Source organism: Nonomuraea sp. NPDC050310 (genome assembly GCF_040655795.1).
GTDB lineage: Bacteria > Actinomycetota > Actinomycetes > Streptosporangiales > Streptosporangiaceae > Nonomuraea.
Genome location: NZ_JBFAKP010000001.1, coordinates 507,481 through 523,971, shown reverse-complemented (window position 1 = coordinate 523,971; position 16,491 = coordinate 507,481). Strand labels below are relative to the sequence as shown.

Annotated in this window: 20 protein-coding genes; 10 read left to right on the top strand and 10 right to left on the bottom strand. The window is 70.1% G+C overall.

The features are described 5' to 3' along the window. Window positions 1–23: 23 nt before the first annotated feature. From AB0I67_RS02635 to AB0I67_RS02595, 9 genes are all read right to left on the bottom strand, one after another. Window positions 24–455 carry a pilus assembly protein TadG-related protein gene (locus AB0I67_RS02635; RefSeq protein ID WP_357916441.1) on the bottom strand — a complete coding sequence of 144 codons (432 nt, stop codon included), beginning with the start codon at window positions 453–455 and terminating at the stop codon, window positions 24–26. After that, window positions 452–865: a TadE/TadG family type IV pilus assembly protein gene (locus tag AB0I67_RS02630; RefSeq protein ID WP_357916438.1), complete on the bottom strand. Its 414-nt coding sequence runs from the start codon at window positions 863–865 to the stop codon at window positions 452–454. Before AB0I67_RS02630 ends, AB0I67_RS02635 begins: the two co-directional genes overlap by 4 nt. Next, window positions 862–1,287: a TadE/TadG family type IV pilus assembly protein gene (locus tag AB0I67_RS02625; RefSeq protein WP_357918364.1), complete on the bottom strand. Its 426-nt coding sequence runs from the start codon at window positions 1,285–1,287 to the stop codon at window positions 862–864. The genes AB0I67_RS02630 and AB0I67_RS02625 overlap by 4 nt, the downstream gene beginning before the upstream one ends. Window positions 1,288–1,382: 95 nt before the next feature. Further along, entirely contained in the window at window positions 1,383–1,622 is a 240-nt protein-coding gene (locus AB0I67_RS02620) for a hypothetical protein (protein WP_357916435.1), read from the bottom strand. A gap of 14 nt (window positions 1,623–1,636) precedes the next feature. Then, window positions 1,637–2,551: a type II secretion system F family protein gene (locus AB0I67_RS02615; protein ID WP_357916432.1), complete on the bottom strand. Its 915-nt coding sequence runs from the start codon at window positions 2,549–2,551 to the stop codon at window positions 1,637–1,639. Continuing rightward, a complete protein-coding gene (locus AB0I67_RS02610; RefSeq protein ID WP_357916429.1) occupies window positions 2,548–3,399 on the bottom strand; it encodes a type II secretion system F family protein in 852 nt (283 codons plus the stop codon). Before AB0I67_RS02610 ends, AB0I67_RS02615 begins: the two co-directional genes overlap by 4 nt. Next, window positions 3,396–4,703 (bottom strand): ATPase, T2SS/T4P/T4SS family, encoded by a 1,308-nt coding sequence (locus AB0I67_RS02605; protein WP_357916427.1) that lies wholly within the window; start codon window positions 4,701–4,703, stop codon window positions 3,396–3,398. The genes AB0I67_RS02610 and AB0I67_RS02605 overlap by 4 nt, the downstream gene beginning before the upstream one ends. Then, window positions 4,700–5,476 carry a hypothetical protein gene (locus AB0I67_RS02600; RefSeq protein ID WP_357916424.1) on the bottom strand — a complete coding sequence of 259 codons (777 nt, stop codon included), beginning with the start codon at window positions 5,474–5,476 and terminating at the stop codon, window positions 4,700–4,702. Before AB0I67_RS02600 ends, AB0I67_RS02605 begins: the two co-directional genes overlap by 4 nt. A gap of 3 nt (window positions 5,477–5,479) precedes the next feature. Then, a complete protein-coding gene (locus AB0I67_RS02595) occupies window positions 5,480–6,307 on the bottom strand; it encodes an SAF domain-containing protein (protein WP_357916421.1) in 828 nt (275 codons plus the stop codon). Between the two features lie 190 nt (window positions 6,308–6,497). On the opposite strand from AB0I67_RS02595, the gene AB0I67_RS02590 reads away from it, so the two are divergent. Genes AB0I67_RS02590 through AB0I67_RS02560 form a run of 7 tightly spaced genes read left to right on the top strand, consistent with a single transcriptional unit; the run spans window position 6,498 to window position 13,467 of the window. Then, the gene (locus AB0I67_RS02590) at window positions 6,498–8,405 is read left to right on the top strand and encodes a hypothetical protein (RefSeq protein ID WP_357916418.1); all 1,908 of its coding nucleotides are present in this window, start codon (window positions 6,498–6,500) and stop codon (window positions 8,403–8,405) included. Between the two features lie 2 nt (window positions 8,406–8,407). Then, window positions 8,408–8,686, top strand: coding sequence for a hypothetical protein (locus AB0I67_RS02585; RefSeq protein ID WP_357916415.1), 279 nt, complete (start codon window positions 8,408–8,410; stop codon window positions 8,684–8,686). 22 nt (window positions 8,687–8,708) lie between these two features. Then, entirely contained in the window at window positions 8,709–10,502 is a 1,794-nt protein-coding gene (locus tag AB0I67_RS02580; protein ID WP_357916412.1) for a polymorphic toxin type 17 domain-containing protein, read from the top strand. Beyond that, window positions 10,502–10,942: a hypothetical protein gene (locus AB0I67_RS02575; protein WP_357916409.1), complete on the top strand. Its 441-nt coding sequence runs from the start codon at window positions 10,502–10,504 to the stop codon at window positions 10,940–10,942. The genes AB0I67_RS02580 and AB0I67_RS02575 overlap by 1 nt, the downstream gene beginning before the upstream one ends. Further along, window positions 10,929–11,246: a hypothetical protein gene (locus tag AB0I67_RS02570; RefSeq protein ID WP_357916406.1), complete on the top strand. Its 318-nt coding sequence runs from the start codon at window positions 10,929–10,931 to the stop codon at window positions 11,244–11,246. The genes AB0I67_RS02575 and AB0I67_RS02570 overlap by 14 nt, the downstream gene beginning before the upstream one ends. Then, complete coding sequence (locus AB0I67_RS02565) at window positions 11,246–13,108, top strand: C2 family cysteine protease (protein ID WP_357916403.1); 1,863 nt, start codon at window positions 11,246–11,248, stop codon at window positions 13,106–13,108. Before AB0I67_RS02570 ends, AB0I67_RS02565 begins: the two co-directional genes overlap by 1 nt. Further along, the gene (locus tag AB0I67_RS02560; RefSeq protein ID WP_357916400.1) at window positions 13,105–13,467 is read left to right on the top strand and encodes a hypothetical protein; all 363 of its coding nucleotides are present in this window, start codon (window positions 13,105–13,107) and stop codon (window positions 13,465–13,467) included. The genes AB0I67_RS02565 and AB0I67_RS02560 overlap by 4 nt, the downstream gene beginning before the upstream one ends. Here AB0I67_RS02560 and AB0I67_RS02555 read toward each other — a convergent pair. After that, a complete protein-coding gene (locus AB0I67_RS02555) occupies window positions 13,454–13,705 on the bottom strand; it encodes a hypothetical protein (protein ID WP_357916397.1) in 252 nt (83 codons plus the stop codon). The genes AB0I67_RS02560 and AB0I67_RS02555 overlap by 14 nt on opposite strands. Before the next feature lie 63 nt (window positions 13,706–13,768). On the opposite strand from AB0I67_RS02555, the gene AB0I67_RS02550 reads away from it, so the two are divergent. Genes AB0I67_RS02550 through AB0I67_RS02540 form a run of 3 tightly spaced genes read left to right on the top strand, consistent with a single transcriptional unit; the run spans window position 13,769 to window position 16,488 of the window. After that, window positions 13,769–15,085, top strand: a complete 1,317-nt coding sequence (locus tag AB0I67_RS02550) for a hypothetical protein (protein ID WP_357916394.1) — start codon at window positions 13,769–13,771, stop codon at window positions 15,083–15,085. Between the two features lie 51 nt (window positions 15,086–15,136). Beyond that, window positions 15,137–15,970 carry a hypothetical protein gene (locus tag AB0I67_RS02545; RefSeq protein ID WP_357916392.1) on the top strand — a complete coding sequence of 278 codons (834 nt, stop codon included), beginning with the start codon at window positions 15,137–15,139 and terminating at the stop codon, window positions 15,968–15,970. Beyond that, window positions 15,967–16,488 (top strand): hypothetical protein, encoded by a 522-nt coding sequence (locus tag AB0I67_RS02540; RefSeq protein WP_357916389.1) that lies wholly within the window; start codon window positions 15,967–15,969, stop codon window positions 16,486–16,488. Before AB0I67_RS02545 ends, AB0I67_RS02540 begins: the two co-directional genes overlap by 4 nt. Window positions 16,489–16,491 lie beyond the last annotated feature (3 nt).

Below are 16,491 nucleotides of genomic sequence, written 5' to 3'. Positions count from 1 at the left end.
CGCACAGGTTGTCGTGACATGCCTTATCTACCTGTTTCCGGTCCGGCCGAGACCTCGGCGGACATGGTTCCCTCGGTGATGCCGATGATCGACAGCAGGATCGCGTTCCACTTGATCTCGACGCCGACCTCGGCGCGGTTGCCGCCTCGCACGCTGCAGGCGGTCATGCGGGCCTTGGCCTCCGCGTGGGCGGTGACCACCCGCCGGGCCCGCCCGCAGGCGGCCGCGGCGTCGCGGATGCGGATCCGCCCGCTGGCGCGCAGTTCGTCCTCGTCGATGGTGTCGGCCGCCGCCCGCGCGCCCTGTTCGGCGATGTCGCCGGCGCGGAGCCGGGCGTTCATCGCCGCGCCGCCGTCGACCAGGAGCCCAGCCAGCAAGAAGAGCGCGAGCGAGAAGACCACGACGAACACCGCCGTGCTGCCCCGGTCGCCGCGCCGTTCCCGCAGCCGTCTCATCCGATCCTCCGGAACTGCTCCAGCGGGGCGACGGCGGTGGAGCTCATCTCCTTGGTCGCGGGGAAGCCGAACCCGGCCACCGAGCCCAGGTCGAGCCGGCAGGTGACGCGGGCGCGCACCTCGCCGCCCTCGGTGAAGTTCGAGCCGGCCAGGCTGACGACGGGGCTCGCGCACGATCCGCTCAACGAGGCCCGCGCCGCCGCGGTGGCGGCCCGTTGCGCGGCGCCGAACTCCCGCTGGACCGACGCGGCCCGGGCGGCGTCGCGGGCGGCGCCGTTGACCTCGCCCTGCGACTCGACGATGACCGCCGCGCCGACGAGGAAGAGGATGAACAGCAGCAGGACCGGCGCCAGCAGCACCGTCTCCACCGCCATCGACCCCCGCTCGCCGTCACCGGCCGGCCGCCTCATCCGCAGCCTCCGGAACCGTTGTCCGGGCGGAAGCACTCGATGGGGCCGCCGAAGGTCGAGGTGATGGTGAAGGTCATGCCCGGCATGAGCGGAACAGCCGCCACGGCGTTGCCGCGGACGGTCACACCTCGTTCGCTGCCGCGCTGCCACGGGGTGACGGTCGCGCTCTCCAGCATCTTGGGGCCCATCGCGCGCAGGATGTCCTTGGCCCGGCGGCTGGCCGTACTCTGCCAGTCACGGGCTCCCGCGCCCGCCGAGCGGGCCACGCGGGCGCCTTCCCGGGCGGCGGCGTCGGCGACCTGGCGGCCGTGGAAGATCAGCGCGAACTGCACGATGAGCAGGAGCACGATCAGCACCACGGGCATGATGATCGCCAGCTCGATGGCCGACGCACCCCGATCGCCCCGCCGTACCCGCGGCAACCGCCCGGCCCGCGCGGAAAACCGCGCACATCGACCGGCCGCCCACCGGACAGGCGGGCGGCCGGCCGGGAAGGCGGGGCGCGCGGGCACGGGCGTCAGCCGCCGGCCGGCTTGCCGCCACCCGACCCGAAGCCGGTCTTGATCTGTTCCTGCCGCTCGGTGACGACCTGCTGGATGACCAGCGCGAGCCCCATGGCGACGGCGGCGATGACCGCCGTGATGATGACCCACTCGACGGCGGAGGCGCCGCGGGAGGGTGCGTTGCGAGCCCGTTCGATGCGGACTCCCAGCATCGCCCGCAGGTACACGACCAGCGGTGACTGAAGCGGATTCATTGGGATGTCCCCTTTCATGATCCCAACATTTTCATTGCGGCCGGATAGCTCAGGAAGATCAGGAAGCCGGCGCAGAGGAGGAGCTGGGCGACGAGCATGGACTGGGAGCGCTCGCCCGCCTGGCCCTCGACCTCGGCCAGTTCGCGCTTGCGCATGGTCTCGGCACGGGCGGCGAGCGACTGGCGGACCTTGGCGCCGTCCTCGGCCACCAGGCCGAGCGCGGACGACAGGTCGCGCAGTTCGTCGAGGTCGACCTCCTCCCCGAGCTGGCCCAGGGCCTGCCAGGGGGTGATGCCGACGATGCGGGCGTTGGACAGGGCCTCGCGGACGCGGACCATGGCCCAGCCGTCGCCGACGGAGGAGGCCATCATGAGCGCCTCGGGCACGCCACGGCCGCCGGCGAGGTTCATGGACACCAGGTCGAGGAAGGCGCCGACGGCGTGCCGGAAGTCGCGGCGCTTGGCCGCGGCGTCCCGCTTGAGCTGCACGTCGGGGAGCATGAAGAAGATCAGCGCGATGACCAGCGCCGACCAGAGCGGGACGCTGAGGCTGAGCCCCCAGCCCATCAGCGAGACCCAGCCGGCCACCAGCGGCGCCGACAGCAGGCCGGCCGCGCCGAGCAGGCACTTGGTGGCCAGGAAGCCGTCCCAGGACCGGCCGAGCAGGGCCAGGTCGGCGCGGGCGGATCGCATCTCCCAGCCGCGGGCGGCGTAGAAGCGGCCCATGGACTCGCCGAGGCGGCGGCGGAACGGGCTGACCTCCTCCCGGCTGATCACGCTGACCGAGATCTCGGACTCGCGGCGCAGGCCGTCCGTGGCCGACAGCCGCGCGGCGAGGCCGGGGCGGGCCGGGAACAGGGCGCGGCTCAGGGTGAACAGGCCGAGCCCGATCAGGGCCCCGCCGAGCAGCGAGATGGTCAGCACGTTCATTGCGGCGTCACCCGGGCCAGCAGCCGCTCGGGCTTGTTGTACTTGGCCAGCCGCCGCATCCAGGCGAACCCGGCGCCGAACAGGGCCGCCACGACCAGCAGGACGAGCTGGCCGAGCCAGCCCTGGTACTCGCCGACGTAGGACGGGTTGAAGATGACCAGCGCCGCCGCGAAGCCGACCGACGCGCCGACGACGATCTGCATGGAGCGCCGGGTGGAGCGCCGCTCGGCCTCGACCTTGCGGCGCACGTCGAGCTCCTCGCGGGCCGAGGTGGCCAGGGCGCTGAGCACCTCGCGCAGGCCGGGGCCGCGCAGCTTGGCGTTGAGGATGAGCGCGGCGACGACCAGGTCGGCGGAGGGGTCGTTCAGGTCGTCGGCGAAGCGATGCAGCGCGTCCGGGAGCGACATGCGGGTGTGCAGGCGGTCGACCAGGGCGCGGATGTGCGGCTGCAGGGTCGGGGCGGCGGCGCGGATGGAGGCCGGGATGGCCTGCTCCAGACCGGCGGCGCCGGCGATGGTGTCGCGCAGGGACTCGGTCCAGGCGGCCAGGGCTTCGAGGTTCTTCATCGCCGCGCGCTCCTCGGCCGCGCCGCCGGCCAGGCTGTTCCAGCCCAGCACGAGCAGCCCGGCGCCGACCGCGACGACCGGCCAGCGGGTGACCGCCAGGACCACTGCGCCGACCACGACCGCCAGGCCGATCCGGGCCGACAGGGCGCGGAGCTGCTGGCGGCGGTCGGCCGGGGTGGCCGCACGTGGGCGCACCTCGGTGCCGCGGATGAAGAGGCCGAGCAGGAACAGCCCGCCGGACAGCATCGCGCCGCCGAGCACCGCCGTCATCAGCGTGTTCACCGCCACCCCCCGTTGTAGCCGGGCTGGTAGCCGTAGTAGGCGAGCTCCTCGATGCACTGGATGGGCGCGTGCGGTACGGCGGCGCCGTCCGGCCCCGGTGCGAACACCTCGGACGAGAGCACCCGCCCGTCGACGCCGGTCACCTCACGAACGGACGAGACGAACCGCCGCAGCCGCCCGCCCCGGTCGTAGTCGTTGCGCTTGGTGATGAAGACGACGAAGTCGATGGCGCCCGCGATGAGCATGTGCGTCGCCTCGATCGGCAGCCGCTCGGACGCCTGCAGCGCGTAGGTCGCGATGCGGTTGAAGACCTCCATGGAGGAGTTGGCGTGGATGGTCGACAGGGAGCCGTCGTTGCCCTGCGTCATCGCGTTCAGCATGGTGACGATCTCGTCGCCCAGGACCTCACCCACGATCACGCGCGAGGGGTTCATGCGCAGCGAGCGCCGCACCAGCTCGGCCATGGTGATCTCGCCCTGACCCTCGGCGTTCGGCAGCCGGTACTCGAAGGCCACCACGTTGGGGTGCAGCTCGGGGAACTGGTCGAGGCCCAGCTCAAGGGCTCGCTCGACGGTGATCAGGCGCTCGTTGGGCGCGATCTCGTTCGCCAGCGCGCGCAGGAGCGTCGTCTTACCGGCGTTGGTGGAGCCGGCGATCATGATGTTCTTGCGCGCGGCCACCGCGGAGGCCAGGAAGCGGCCGAGCTCGGGGCTGATCGTGCCGTTGCCGATCAGGTCGGGCAGGAAGACCTTGCCCAGGCGGGCGCGCCGGATGGACAGCGCGGGCCGTACCGCCACGTCCATGACCGCCGACAGGCGGGAACCGTCGGGCAGGCGCAGGTCGAGCTGCGGGTTCGCGGTGTCGAAGGGCCGGGAGCTGAGCCCGGAGTAGGCGGCGAGGATCTGGATCAGCTCGACCAGTTCCTCGTCGGACTCGGCGACCGGCTCGCCGAGTTCCTCGCGGCCGTCGGCGTAGCTGACGAAGACGCGGTCGCAGCCGTTGATGTCGATGTTCTCGATCTCCTGGTTGTCCAGGAGCGGCTGGAGGCGGCCGACGCCGAAGAGGGCGGCGTGGATGCCGGCGGCGAGCGCCTCCTCCTCCTCGGCGTTGGGCGGGGTGCGGCCGATGCCGATCTCGCTGCGGGCGTGCTCCTCCAGCACCTGCGCGATGAGCGCGCGGGCGAACTGGCGCTCGTCCTCGCCGGTCATCGGCGCCAGGCCGTTGGCCGCGTCCAGTCGCCGCTGCTGCGCCAGCCGGTCGCCGACCTCCTGCCGGAACCGCTTCACCAGTCCGTGGTCGATCATGCGAACGCCGCCCTCGCGAGATGTCCGGTGAGCGTGGTCGCCAGCTCGCGGGTGGACCGGATGAGCAGGGTGCGGTCGAGCCGGCCGCCCCACTCGCCGCGCAGCAGCTCGGCGCCCTTGACGTCGTAGGCCAGCCCGCCGAGCACGAGGTCGGGCAGCCCGGCTCCGGCCAGCACGCGGCGGACCTCGCCGATGGCCCTGCCGTACTCCTTGGGCTCGGCGACCACGACGACGCCCATGGCCGGCGGGGTGCGGGTGCGCTCGGCGAGCGCGGCGCCGAGGGCCGAGACGCGGTCGCGCAGGTGGGCGACCTGGTCGAGCTGCGGCCGGACGAGCAGGACGACCATGTCGCAGGCGGCCAGCAGCCCGGTGATCGGCGCGTACGAGCCGAGCCGGCCGCAGTCGAGCACCACGTCGGTCTCCGGCAGGCCGCGGAGGGCCTGGGCCAGCGGGTCCCAGAGCCAGGTCAGCCCGGCCGCCTGCTCGGCGGCGGTGAGGCCGAGCAGCACGTCGAGGCCGCCGATGAGGCGCTGGGAGTGTTCGAGGACCTGCTGCGGGCCGAGCCCCTTGCGCGCCGCGGCGCCCAGGCTGAGCAGGCCGTGCGCGGGGTTGAGCGCGTGGCCGTGCTCCCCGGGCAGCCGGTAGGCGAGGTCACCGCCGGCCGGGTCGCACTCGGCCAGGAAGGCCTGGCGCGGCCAGACGGCGGCCAGCGCGGTGGCGGCGGTGGTCACGCCGGGCGCGCCTTTGTCCGCGGCGAGGGCGATGAGGGCCATGGCTCACTCGTCCTCGGTGGTCGTCGGCGTGGCCTTGGCGCTGGGCGAGGCCTTGCCGGTCGGCGATTCCTTGGGGCTGGGCGTGACCGGGGTGCTGGCCTGCGGCGTCGGCGTCACCGGGGTGGCGGCGTCGCCGGGCTTGCCGCCCGGCAGGTACGCCAGGGCGACGCGGCCGGCGGAGGCGGCGGCGCTGATGTCGGCGGCGACGGCCTTGTCGATGACGATGTCCACGCGGGCCCCGCCGCCGTCGACCGAGGTCTCGGCGGACTGCACCAGCGCCCGGTCGGCCAGCACGCGCCCGGCCTCGGCGCTGCCTTCCTCGCCGGACACGAAGATCACCTGCACGCGCTGGCCCGGGTTGAGCATCGCCGGGTACTGCCCGGCCTTGAGCGCCAGGCCGACGACCGCCTTGCCGGCGACCAGGCCCTCCTGCGCGTCGGCGGTCATGGCCTCGGTGAGCAGCGTCCCGGTGGTGAGGCCGACCTTGGCGTACTTCTGGATCGCGATGTCGAGCTGGTCGGCCGGGATGTAGGCGACCTCCATGTCGGAGGGCACGGACACCTCGACGAAGTCCTCGGCGACGAAGCGCTGCCCGGCGGGCACGTCGCGGGCGGTCTTGAGCACCGGCACACGGTCGCCCATGATGATCACCAGGTACGCGGTGAGCAGCGCGCCGCCCACGATCAGGAGGACGGCGAGCGCCGCGAGCGCGGGCTTGCGCTCCCGCGGCGCGGAAGGCAGCCGACGGCTCTGGACGGGCTGCGAGGAAGGACCTTGATCAGCCAGGCGCTGCGCTTCGGGCCTGCGGAAGGACTGTTCGGTGGCCTTCATCTACAGGGACTCCAGTGTTAGGGACGCTGGTGACGATTTCCGACAATACCTAGCCCAAGCAACCCAAGTCACACTGACCGCATAAACACCCTCAACCACGTTAGTGGCGAATCAGTGAACGTTTCAGCAAGGATGATCTTTGGCACGGTCCAGGGCGATAACGTCTCAAACGTTATGAAAGTGACGCGACATGACTGAGTTCGTGGGGCTCAACCCAGCCGCCGCGACCAAGCTGGCCACCTCCCTCAAGACCGCGGCCGAAGCGACCGGCCCCCTGAAGAGCGCGCTGTCGGCCGGGATCGCCGAAGCGGGCGCCGCCTTCCCCAGCGGCGCCAAGGGGGCCGAACTGCTCGGCCAGTGCGCGACCTTCCTCGGCGACTCCGAGCGCGACCTGAAATGGCGGATCCAGACCATCCAGTCGGTGCCCGGCGCGCGGCGGGTGCGCGACGACTTCAAGGTCGCCGACTTCCCCTACTCCAGCGCCGACGCGGCCAAGCGGGCCGGCGAGGCGGAGGCGCAGAAGCTGAAGGACGCCTGGGCTGCCTACGAGAAGGACCCCAGGATGAGCACCTTCGACGAGCTGCTGAAGCTGCTCAAGGCCGACCAGATGAAGGATCCGGCCTTCGCCGCGGGCTTCCTCAACAAGCTCGGGCCCAAGGCCTACGGCGACATCATGGCCAAGTGGATGGAGTACAACAAGGACCCGCTCGGCAAGGGCCTGACGCCGGAGGAACTGGAGGAGTTCAAGAAGGAGCTCGGGCCGCTGGTCGACGGCTTCGCCGCGGCCGACGCCGCCGGGCTCATCCCCGACCTGCGCAAGCACATGCTCACCACGCCGGGCCCGGACGTGATGACGGCCATGCTGGCCGCCGCGCCGCAGTCGAAGGAGTTCCTCGTCGAGGCGGGCAAGTACCTCGCCTCCGCGGTCACCGGGCACACCGGGCCTGAGGACAACTGGCGGCTGTACTGGTTCTTCAAGGCGCTCGACGGCAACCCCGAGGCCTTCCAGGCGCTGCTGGCCACCGACCAGAAGACCGCCGACCTGCTGCTGCAGCCGGCCGTACTCGAAGAGGGTCGCCCACCGGGCCTCGACGCCCTGGTCAGCGCCGCCATCGCCCGGGCGCTGACCGGCGGCCTGCCCGGACCTGAACGGCGCAAGGCGCTGGCCCACGCCGCCGGGGCCTACACCGACTCCTTCGCCAAGGACCCGGTGCTCAAGAAGGCGCTCATGGACGGGCTCAACGCCGACCTGAGCGACCCGAAGACCGGCCGCGAGGCCTTCCAGACCCTGGCCAAGGCGCTGGCCGCCCGCGGGCTCAAGCCGGCCGCGCTCAAGGACGCCGAGATCAACGCGATCGTGGCCAAGCACGCCGCGAACTGGCTGCCGGAGATCGCCCGGCTCGCCGCCGGGCGCAACGACAAGGAGCTCGGCTACCTCAGCCCCGGCAAGGGCTGGGACGACCTGAGCGAGAAGGACCTCACCAACCTCATCGCCGGCATCTTCCAGCGGCCCGAGGGCCGCGAGACGCTGGCGGACGGCATGCGCCGCCTCCAGGGCACCCTCGACGTGGGCAACGGCGACCTCAACAACCCCGAGGACCGCAAGAAGTTCACCCTCGCCATGGCGCAGCTCGGCGGCCTCGGCAGCCTGATGGTCGGCGCGGTGCACGACATCGACCTCAAGGAGGAGGAGCGGCGCAAGCTCACCGTCGAGATGCTCATCCTCCCGATCGACCTGACCATCGGCCGCCTGGGCAAGCTCGTGCCCGGCGAGGTGCAGAGCACGCTGTGGAAGAACCTGCTGGAAGAGCGGATGAAGTGGCCGGTCGCCGGCAACCTGGCCAAGACGCTCGACAAGGAGGACAACTTCTTCCAGAAGCTGCCGCTCATCGGCGGGCTGTTCGGCGGCAACGAGAACGGCGAGGCCAGCGACCTGGTCATCGAGCTGTCCGAGCAACATCTCAAGGCCTACGAGGACCGGCTCAAGGTCGCGGGCGCGCCCGCGCTCAGCCCGGAGGACCGGGTGCTGCTCAAGAACGCCATCCAGGGCTTCTACACCGAAGCCGTGGTCGACGCCCTCAAGAAGCGCGGAGGCTGATCGTGACCGACAAGGCCAAGCTGATCGCGCAGGCCGAGGCGAAGGAGGAACTGGCCAAGAAGTTCGAGGGCTGGGCGGGGCAGGTCGAAGGGGTGCTGAAGGAGATCACCACCACGCCCTCGGGCGGGCGGGAGATCTGGACCGGCCCGGCGGCCGACCGCTTCAACGGCACGCTCAGGACCCAGAACTCGAACCTCGGCGGGCTGGCTTCCGCCTGCCGTACGACGGCGGAGAACCTGCGTCGCGAAGCTCGCGAACTACGCGAATCAGCCAAATCTTGACCATGGCCGTAAGGTATCCCCCGTGCCTCCCGACAGAGACAGCACCGACTTCGCGGGGATCGATCCCGTCCAGTTGAAGGGCATGATCGGCGATCTCGACGACGTCAAGTCGCTGATCAACGAGAAGACCCTGGGCCTGGACCGCGACTTCGGCCGGGCCGGGCTGGACACCAAGCACGTCACCACGCTGCGCTCGGTCGCCGACTGGATCCACGGTGAGCTGCCCATGCTCCGCCGCCGCCAGTCGATGACCGAGCAGATCTCCAAGGAGCACGGGGTCCACGGCTTCACCGGGTCAATGGTCGAGTCGGAGTGGGCCGGGCACTTCAAGAGCCCCGAGGAGGCCCAGGCCAAGGCCAAGGAACTCGCCGGGAAGTACGAGCACCCGGCCGAGTTCCCGGCCGACGCCTGGGAGCAGATCCGCAAGTACCAGTTCGACCCCGACTTCGCCGAGGCCTTCGCCAAGGAGCTCGGCCCCGAGAAGCTCGCCCTGCTGGCCGCCCGCGCCAAGAACCCGCGCGCCTGGGGCGACGAGGAGAAGGACGCCGAGGGCCGCTTCCCCGCCATCGCCACCATCCTGGCCGTCGCCAGCCACCGCGGCGTCGTCGACGACAAGTTCGTCGAGAAGATGGGCCTGCCGCTGATGGCCGACCTGATGATGCACGGCACCTGGAACACCCAGACCCTGGTCCGCATCGGCAACCAGGGCGTCAAGATCATGCAGCTCGGCGGCGGCAACGTCATCACCGCCCGCATCCTCGACGCCGTCGCCCGCAACCCGCTCGCCGCTCACGAGGTCTACAAGACCAACTTCGAGCTGATCAACAACATGGCGTACGGCAAGCACATCGGGTGGATGAACACCAAGAACCCCGACCTCGGGGACCCGCTGGGGCGCTTCCTCAAGGCCGCCACGGTGGACGCGGCGGACGCGTTCGAACGGATGAACCCGGGAGCCAAGAACCCGGCGGACGAACTGGTGCTCAAGCTCTTCCAGGTCGTGGCGGAGCACAAGGACGAGCGCTTTCCCTTCGCGGGCGTCGAGGACGCCTTCATCGAGATCGTCCAACGCTTCTTCAAGGGCACCTACACCGAAGATCTCCTCCCCGAAGGCGGCCTCACCTGGTACCAGTCGGTCCAGTTGGTCGCCGACCTGGTCGGCATCTTCGACCCCACGCCGATCTCGGACGGCGTGTCGGGGTTGTTGTCCCTGGGCCAGGGCGACTGGAAGGGCGCCATGCTCTCCATGGCGGCGGTGGTCCCGTACTTCGGGGACGCCGCGGCCAAGCCGATCAAGACCTTCATGACGCTGGTCAAGGCCTTCCCGGCACTCAAGATCTTCTTCAAGGTCCCGGACGACGCGGTCACCGACGTCAACAAGCTCAAGGCCTACGCCAAGGCGATCACCGAGGGCTTCGACAGCCTCAAGAACACCCTCAAGAACGTCGACCTGAAGAACCCCGGCAAGGTCATGGACGCTCTCGGCGTCGTCAACCGCCTGCACACCGACGCGGCCAAGATCTACGCCAAATACCCCAAGTGGGCGGAGCGGGCCAAGAAGCTGGGCCTGCCGACCGACGGCCCGGTCCCCTTCGTCCCGCCGAAGAACTGGGACCCCAACCGCGCCAACGCGGGCAGCGGCATCACCGACGCCTTCGGCAACGTCTGGCAACGCGGCAAGCAGCACGGTCGCGGCCAGAACAACGTGGGCAAGGAATGGGACGTGCAGGTCAAGAAGGACGGCGGCCTCGCCAAGCTGACCGCGGACGGCAAGCATCTCAACGTCGAATGGGAGACCGGGAGGGTGGGCAACTGATGGCACGGCAGGTGACGATCACGCTGAACGTCGCGGCGACCGGCCGGAGCGAGGTGGAACGCCTCGCCACCCCGGTGCTGGACCGGATCGGCGGCTACGGGGACCTGACCGCTGAGCCGTACTGGAAGATCGAGGGGACCTGGATGGTCACCGCCGATCTGGGAGTGCGCGACGGCGAGTCGGTGGCCCTGGTCGGCGAGGTGCTCGGGCTGCTCGGTGTCGAGGCCACGATCGAAGGCGACGACGACGTGGCCGACGCGGTGTGGTTCGACGAGCGCACGCCCTTCGAGGGCATCGACTGGATCTCGATCTCGGCCAGCCACCCCGCCGGAGAACCGCCCGAAACCGAGGACCTGGTCCCGCTGCCCCCTGATCTCGCCCAGCACGAGACGGACACCCTGCTGACCATGCTGCGAGGTGAGGACGATGGCCGACGTTGACAACCCCAAGTGGGAGTACCTCAAGGCGTTGCTGGACAAGGTGCAAGGCATCCAGAACGCCATGGAGAAGAAGCTGAACAAGCCCGCCACCGCCATGGACAGCGGCAAGGTCTGGACCAGCAAGACGGCCACCGACTGGAAGGGCAAGCTGCACGACAAGGTGAAGGCGTACAACACCGCCGTCGGCGCGCTCGATGACGAGCTGGCCGCGATGCTGGCCGCCACGCCGCGCAAGTGCTCGCCCGAGGAGGCCGAGCGCTGGCGCAGGCAGGTGGACTCCTACAACCGCTCGTCGAGGTACTGATGGCTCCCCCCGAGCCTCCGGGCGGCGGTGACTTCGCGGGCATCGACCCGGTCCAGCTCAAGGGCATGATCGGCGACCTCGACGACGTGAAGTCGCTGATCAACGAGAAGACCGTGCACCTGGACCGCGACTTCGGCCGGGCCGGGCTGAGCGCCAAGCACATCACCACGCTGCGCTCGGTCGCCGACTGGATCCACGGCGAGCTGCCGATGTTACGCCGGCGGCAGTCGATGACCGAGCAGATCTCCAAGGAGCACGGCGTCTACGGCTTCACCGGCGCGATGGTCGAGTCGGAGTGGGCGGGGCACTTCAAGAGTCCCGAGGAGGCCCGGGCCAAGGCCAAGGAGCTGGCCGCCAAGTACAAGGAGCCCGGCGAGCTTCCGGCCGAGGTGTGGGAGCAGGTCCGCAAGTACCAGTTCGACCCCGACTTCGCGGAGGCCTTCGCCCGCGAGCTCGGCCCCGACAAGCTCGGCTGGCTGGCCGGACGCGCCAAGAGCCCCGACTCCTGGGGCGACGACGACGAGGACACCGAGGGCCGCTTCCAGGCCATCGCCAACATCCTGGCCGTCGCCAGCCACCGCGGCGTCATCGACGACGACTGGCTGAAGAAGTTCAACCCCACCGGCCGGGGCACCGACTACAACATGCTCGCCGACCTGATGATGCACGGCACCTGGAGCAAGGACGCCGTCGTCAAGATCGTCAACGGCGGGCTCAAGGACGGCTCCCAGAACTACACCATCGCCATGCTCCTGGACGCCGCCGCCCGCAACCCCTTCGCGGCCACGCAGATCTACCAGGACAACTTCGACCGCATCAACGGGATGGTGTCCGGGAACGCCTGGGGCTGGACGCAGATCAAGGACCCCAAGCTCATCGACCCCCTCGCCCGCTTCGTCAAGGCGGCGACGCTGGAGTCGCACGAGAACTACGAGCGGATGACGCCCGGCGGGCCCAACCCGGCCGAGGGACTCATGGCGAAGATCCTCGGGCTCACGCAGACCAAGCGCGGGTTTCCCAGCCCGTTCGGGGACGTGCAGAAGACACTGGACACCATCGTCACCGACTGGTCGGACAAACTCACCGTCCCGAACCCGGAAACGCTCAAGAACGGGACCTACAGTCCGGTGCACCCGCCGCCCGACCCCAAGCTCCCGATCGACTGGGAGCAGGTGTCGCAGGGCAGCATCGGCGACTGCTGGTTCCTGGCCGGGCTCATCGGCGAGCTCAAGCGCGACCCGAACTTCCTGTCCAAGCGTATGGTCCTCAACCCCGACGGCACCTACACCGTCACCTTCTTCCGGGACGGCAAGCCGGTGAAGGCCCGGGTGGACGGCCAGGTCTACTCCAACGGGCAGAACGGGCCGGAGCTGGTCAACATCTATGAGAAGGCCTTCGCGCAGTTCCGCGGGAACGGCCGGTACCGCGGGATCGAGGGCGACTCGGAGTACATCCCGGACGTCGGCGAGGTCTTCTCCCCCAACCGCTGGCGGGATGGCCACATCCTGCGTCCGTGGGAGGACATGACCGGGAAGGACCGCCCGGCCATGGAGCCCGGCGACATCACCTACGACCGGCTCAAGGACCTGGTCGACAAGAAGGTGCCCATGACGATGAGCGTGCCCAACGAGATCAATTTCGATCAGCGCACCGGTCCCGGCAACAAGCTCGTCACCGATCACGTCTACGTCATCGAGAAGGTCTTCAAGGATCCGAGCGGCAAGGAGATGGTCTTGCTATCCAATCCGTGGGGGCCCGGTCCCGAGCAGAAGGTCGAGGTCCCGCTCTCCTGGATCCGTGACCGCGCCCACAACTCCATTCCGCTGCTCAACCGGGTCGAGGTCAGCGGGGAGGAGAAATGAGGTGGCGCTGGATCGTGGCCGCCGGGCTCGCGCTGGTCGTGCTGGGCGCCGTCCTGGGCGTGCGGGCCTGGAACGAGGTGCCGCCCCCCGCGGCGTCCGGTCTGGTCCGGCTCGTCCGGCCGGACAGCGGCAGCCTGCCGCCCATCGACCACGCCTACCCGGGCGGCGAGGTCTCGCTCAACGCCGTGCTCAGTGACGACGAGATCTTCCTCGGTGTCGGCGGCACCCACAGCGAGACCCGCATGCGCAAGGGTGAGACGATCGAGATCCCGGGCGGCAGGTTGACCCTGGTCGAGATCTGGAACGTCTGGCGTCCGTCGCAGGACGCCGTGGACGTCAGGATCGTCACTTCCGGTTGAGCAGGTCTGTGGCCGCCTTGTCCAGCTTCTCCGCCTCGTCCCGAATCTTCCCCGCCGTCTCCGTGCAGCGGGTGCGCCAGGTGCCGATCTCGCCGCGCACCCGGTCGGTCAGCGGGCCGGACCACTCCATCTTGCCCGCGTAGTCGCGCACCTCGTCGGCGAGCTTCTCGACGTGGTCGGCGAAGTCGCGCAGCTTCTTGGCCTGGCCCTGCATCTCCTCGACTTCAGGAGGCGGCATAGATGAATCACCCTTCATTCTGACTTTTACTGACATATACAGTGACATATACAGTGGCCCGTCATGGGAGACCGCGGCTTCAAACCAGACCAACTGGAGCGACTGGCGGGCATGATGGGCCGGCTGAGCACCTCAGCCGACGAGGCCTTCAAGCGGGCGAGCTCGCTGGGCGTGACCCCCCAGATGTCGGCGTTGCGCGAGTTGCCGGGCTGGGCCAAGAAGCAGGATCCCGACCTGCGCAAGCGCGCCGCACTGCTGCGCCTGCAGACCGGCGACCCGTTCGCCGGGCTGGCCTGGGCGGGTTTCTCCCCGCTGGAGATCTCCGCCAACGGCGACAAGCTGGACCCGACGACGCTGGTCTACGTCAACACCGTGGCCGCGTGGGCCGCCGAGAACGGCAAGTCCGACCTGAGCCGGCGGCACGGCGAGGGCATCGACGACTACCTCAAGCGCCTGGAGGCGGCGGCGATCGCCAAGGTCATCCCGGCGCTGGAGCCGCACCAGCAGACCGTGGCGAAGGTGCTCAAGGTCTTCGGCGACGTCCGGAACGTCGCCACGGCGGCGCCGATCGTCACCGCGCAGAGCGCCGCGCTGCTGCGCCTGATGGCCAACAATAAGGCCTGGCAGCCGCTGATCAACAAGCTGACCGGCGGCCGGTGGACCATCCAGACCCGGTCGGCGACCGCGCCCGGCACGTACCTGAGCACGCTGACCCGCAAGCTGTTCATGAAGAGCCAGCTCTACCGCGACTACGTCTCGCTGCTGCCCGAGTACGCCGAGATGGACCGCGTGGGCCAGGCCACCAACGCCGGGCGGGCGCTGCTCGGCGCGCGGGTCAACAACTTCATCAACCTGACCTTCGGCAACAACAACCTGGTCAAGGCGCTGGAGATCGGCACCCACTCCGGCCAGACCGCGACCCTGGCCGGCCAGGCCAACCTGTTCAAGGTCTGGGCCGCCACCGCCGACCCCAAGAAGCTGCAGGCGGCGGCGGTCATCCTCAAGACCGACCCGTCGAAGCTGACCCGGATGGGCGTGCTCGCCAAGAGCGCGGGCGGCCTGCGCCTGCTGGGCGTCGCGGGCGGCGTGGCCTCGACGTTGTACTCCGGCGCGAACGTCATCTCCCAGGGCAACCCGGTCGACGCCTTCAAGCGCAAGGGCGCGGGGTACGTTGCCGACGTCGCCGAGCTGGGCTTCAACGCCTCGCTCACCGCCGCGATGATCGCGCCCAACCCGATCACCATCGGCGCCACGGTGGTCTTCGGCGCGGTCTACGTCGGCGCGAAGGTGGTGGAACACTGGGACGACATCAAGGAGGGCGCCGGCAAGGCGGTGGAGAAGACCAAGAACTTCATCAAGTCCCTCAATCCGTTCGACTGAGGTCCCGTCCGACCGAGGTCCGCCAGAACCGTTCGACGAAGGATGTCGCAGATGCCCTCGCATGACAGTGCCCGTGACCGTTTCCGCCTGGCTCAGGCGCATCTCGGCGTGCTCGGCTGCCTGTACTCGGGCGACGACATCCCCGCCGAGCTGCGCGAGGCTCATCTGGAGCTTCGCCAGGCCGGTTTCCTGGCCGAGGACGACAGCGCCATGCCGGAGCTCGCGCCCTTGGTACGCGCGCTCGCCGAGCCGATCATGGTGGTCAACATCGAGGTCACCGGCCCGGAGGGCACCACGGGCAACGGCGCGATCATCGGCAACGACTCCTGTTTCGTGTACGAGACCTGGCCCGGGGAGATCGAGTCGGAGTACGTGCCGACCGACCCCTCGACGCTGGTGTGGTCGCTGGCCCGCGTGGTCGGCCTGCGCGAGCGCGACGCCAAGCCGCCGCAGGCGCCGGTCATCCAGACCACCATGGCCGCGATGGACGCCGGCTTCGCCGAGCTGGGCCGGCTCGACACCGACAGCACCAGCGAGGCCGCCGAGCCCGTGCAGGCGGCCATCGCCCGTGCCAGCGGCCTGGCCGACCCCGAGCTGACCATCCTGACCCACCTGCTGCTCCAGCTCACCGGCAACTGGCGCGTCACCGTGGCCTGGCCCGGCGCCGACGGCAGGACGACCGACCTGCGCGGCATGGCGGTGCTCGACTGCGGCCCGCTGGGCTACTGGGTGCGCGAGCGACCCGCCGAGCCGATCCTGCCCGGCCAGGTGACCCCGGACAGCGAGCTGCGCCTGGTCTTCGCCGACGCCCGCGAGCTGTGGGACCGGATCGTCAACCTCATCCCGGACGAGATCGTCGCCGCCGGTCCGGACGCGCGGTCGTGATCGTCCTGCACCGCAGCGTCCCGCCGGACGCGGTCATCGTCCTGTCCGGTACGGCGGAGCCGTACGGAACGATCACGGTGAAGGTGCACAAGCGCCCCCGCCTGGCCACGCTCACCTGCGAGGGCCTGCCCGCGACGGAGCTCAGCCACCCCGACACGACCCGCGAGGGCCGGGTGCCGCTGGACGAGCGGACCCGGCTGAGCGTGGGCGGCGTCGAGGCGAGCGTCCGGCCGGGCCGCGGGCTGGCCAAGAAGGACCGGGCGCTGCGCATCTCGCTGGCCGGCCGCGACTACACCTACCGGGCGACGGCGGCCAACACCGAGGAGCTGAGCGGTCTGGTGCGCGCGCACGCCCCGCTGGGCAGCACGACCACGGTGACGCTGCTGGCCGAGCCCCGGCCGGAGGAACTGGCGCTGGCCCTCATCCTCCTCGGAGCGGACACCAACCCGCTAACACTGACAAGAAGCGCCATTTCCGGCGTAGTCGGTTTTCTGCAGCCAGGCCAGGGCGAAGCATAAGCT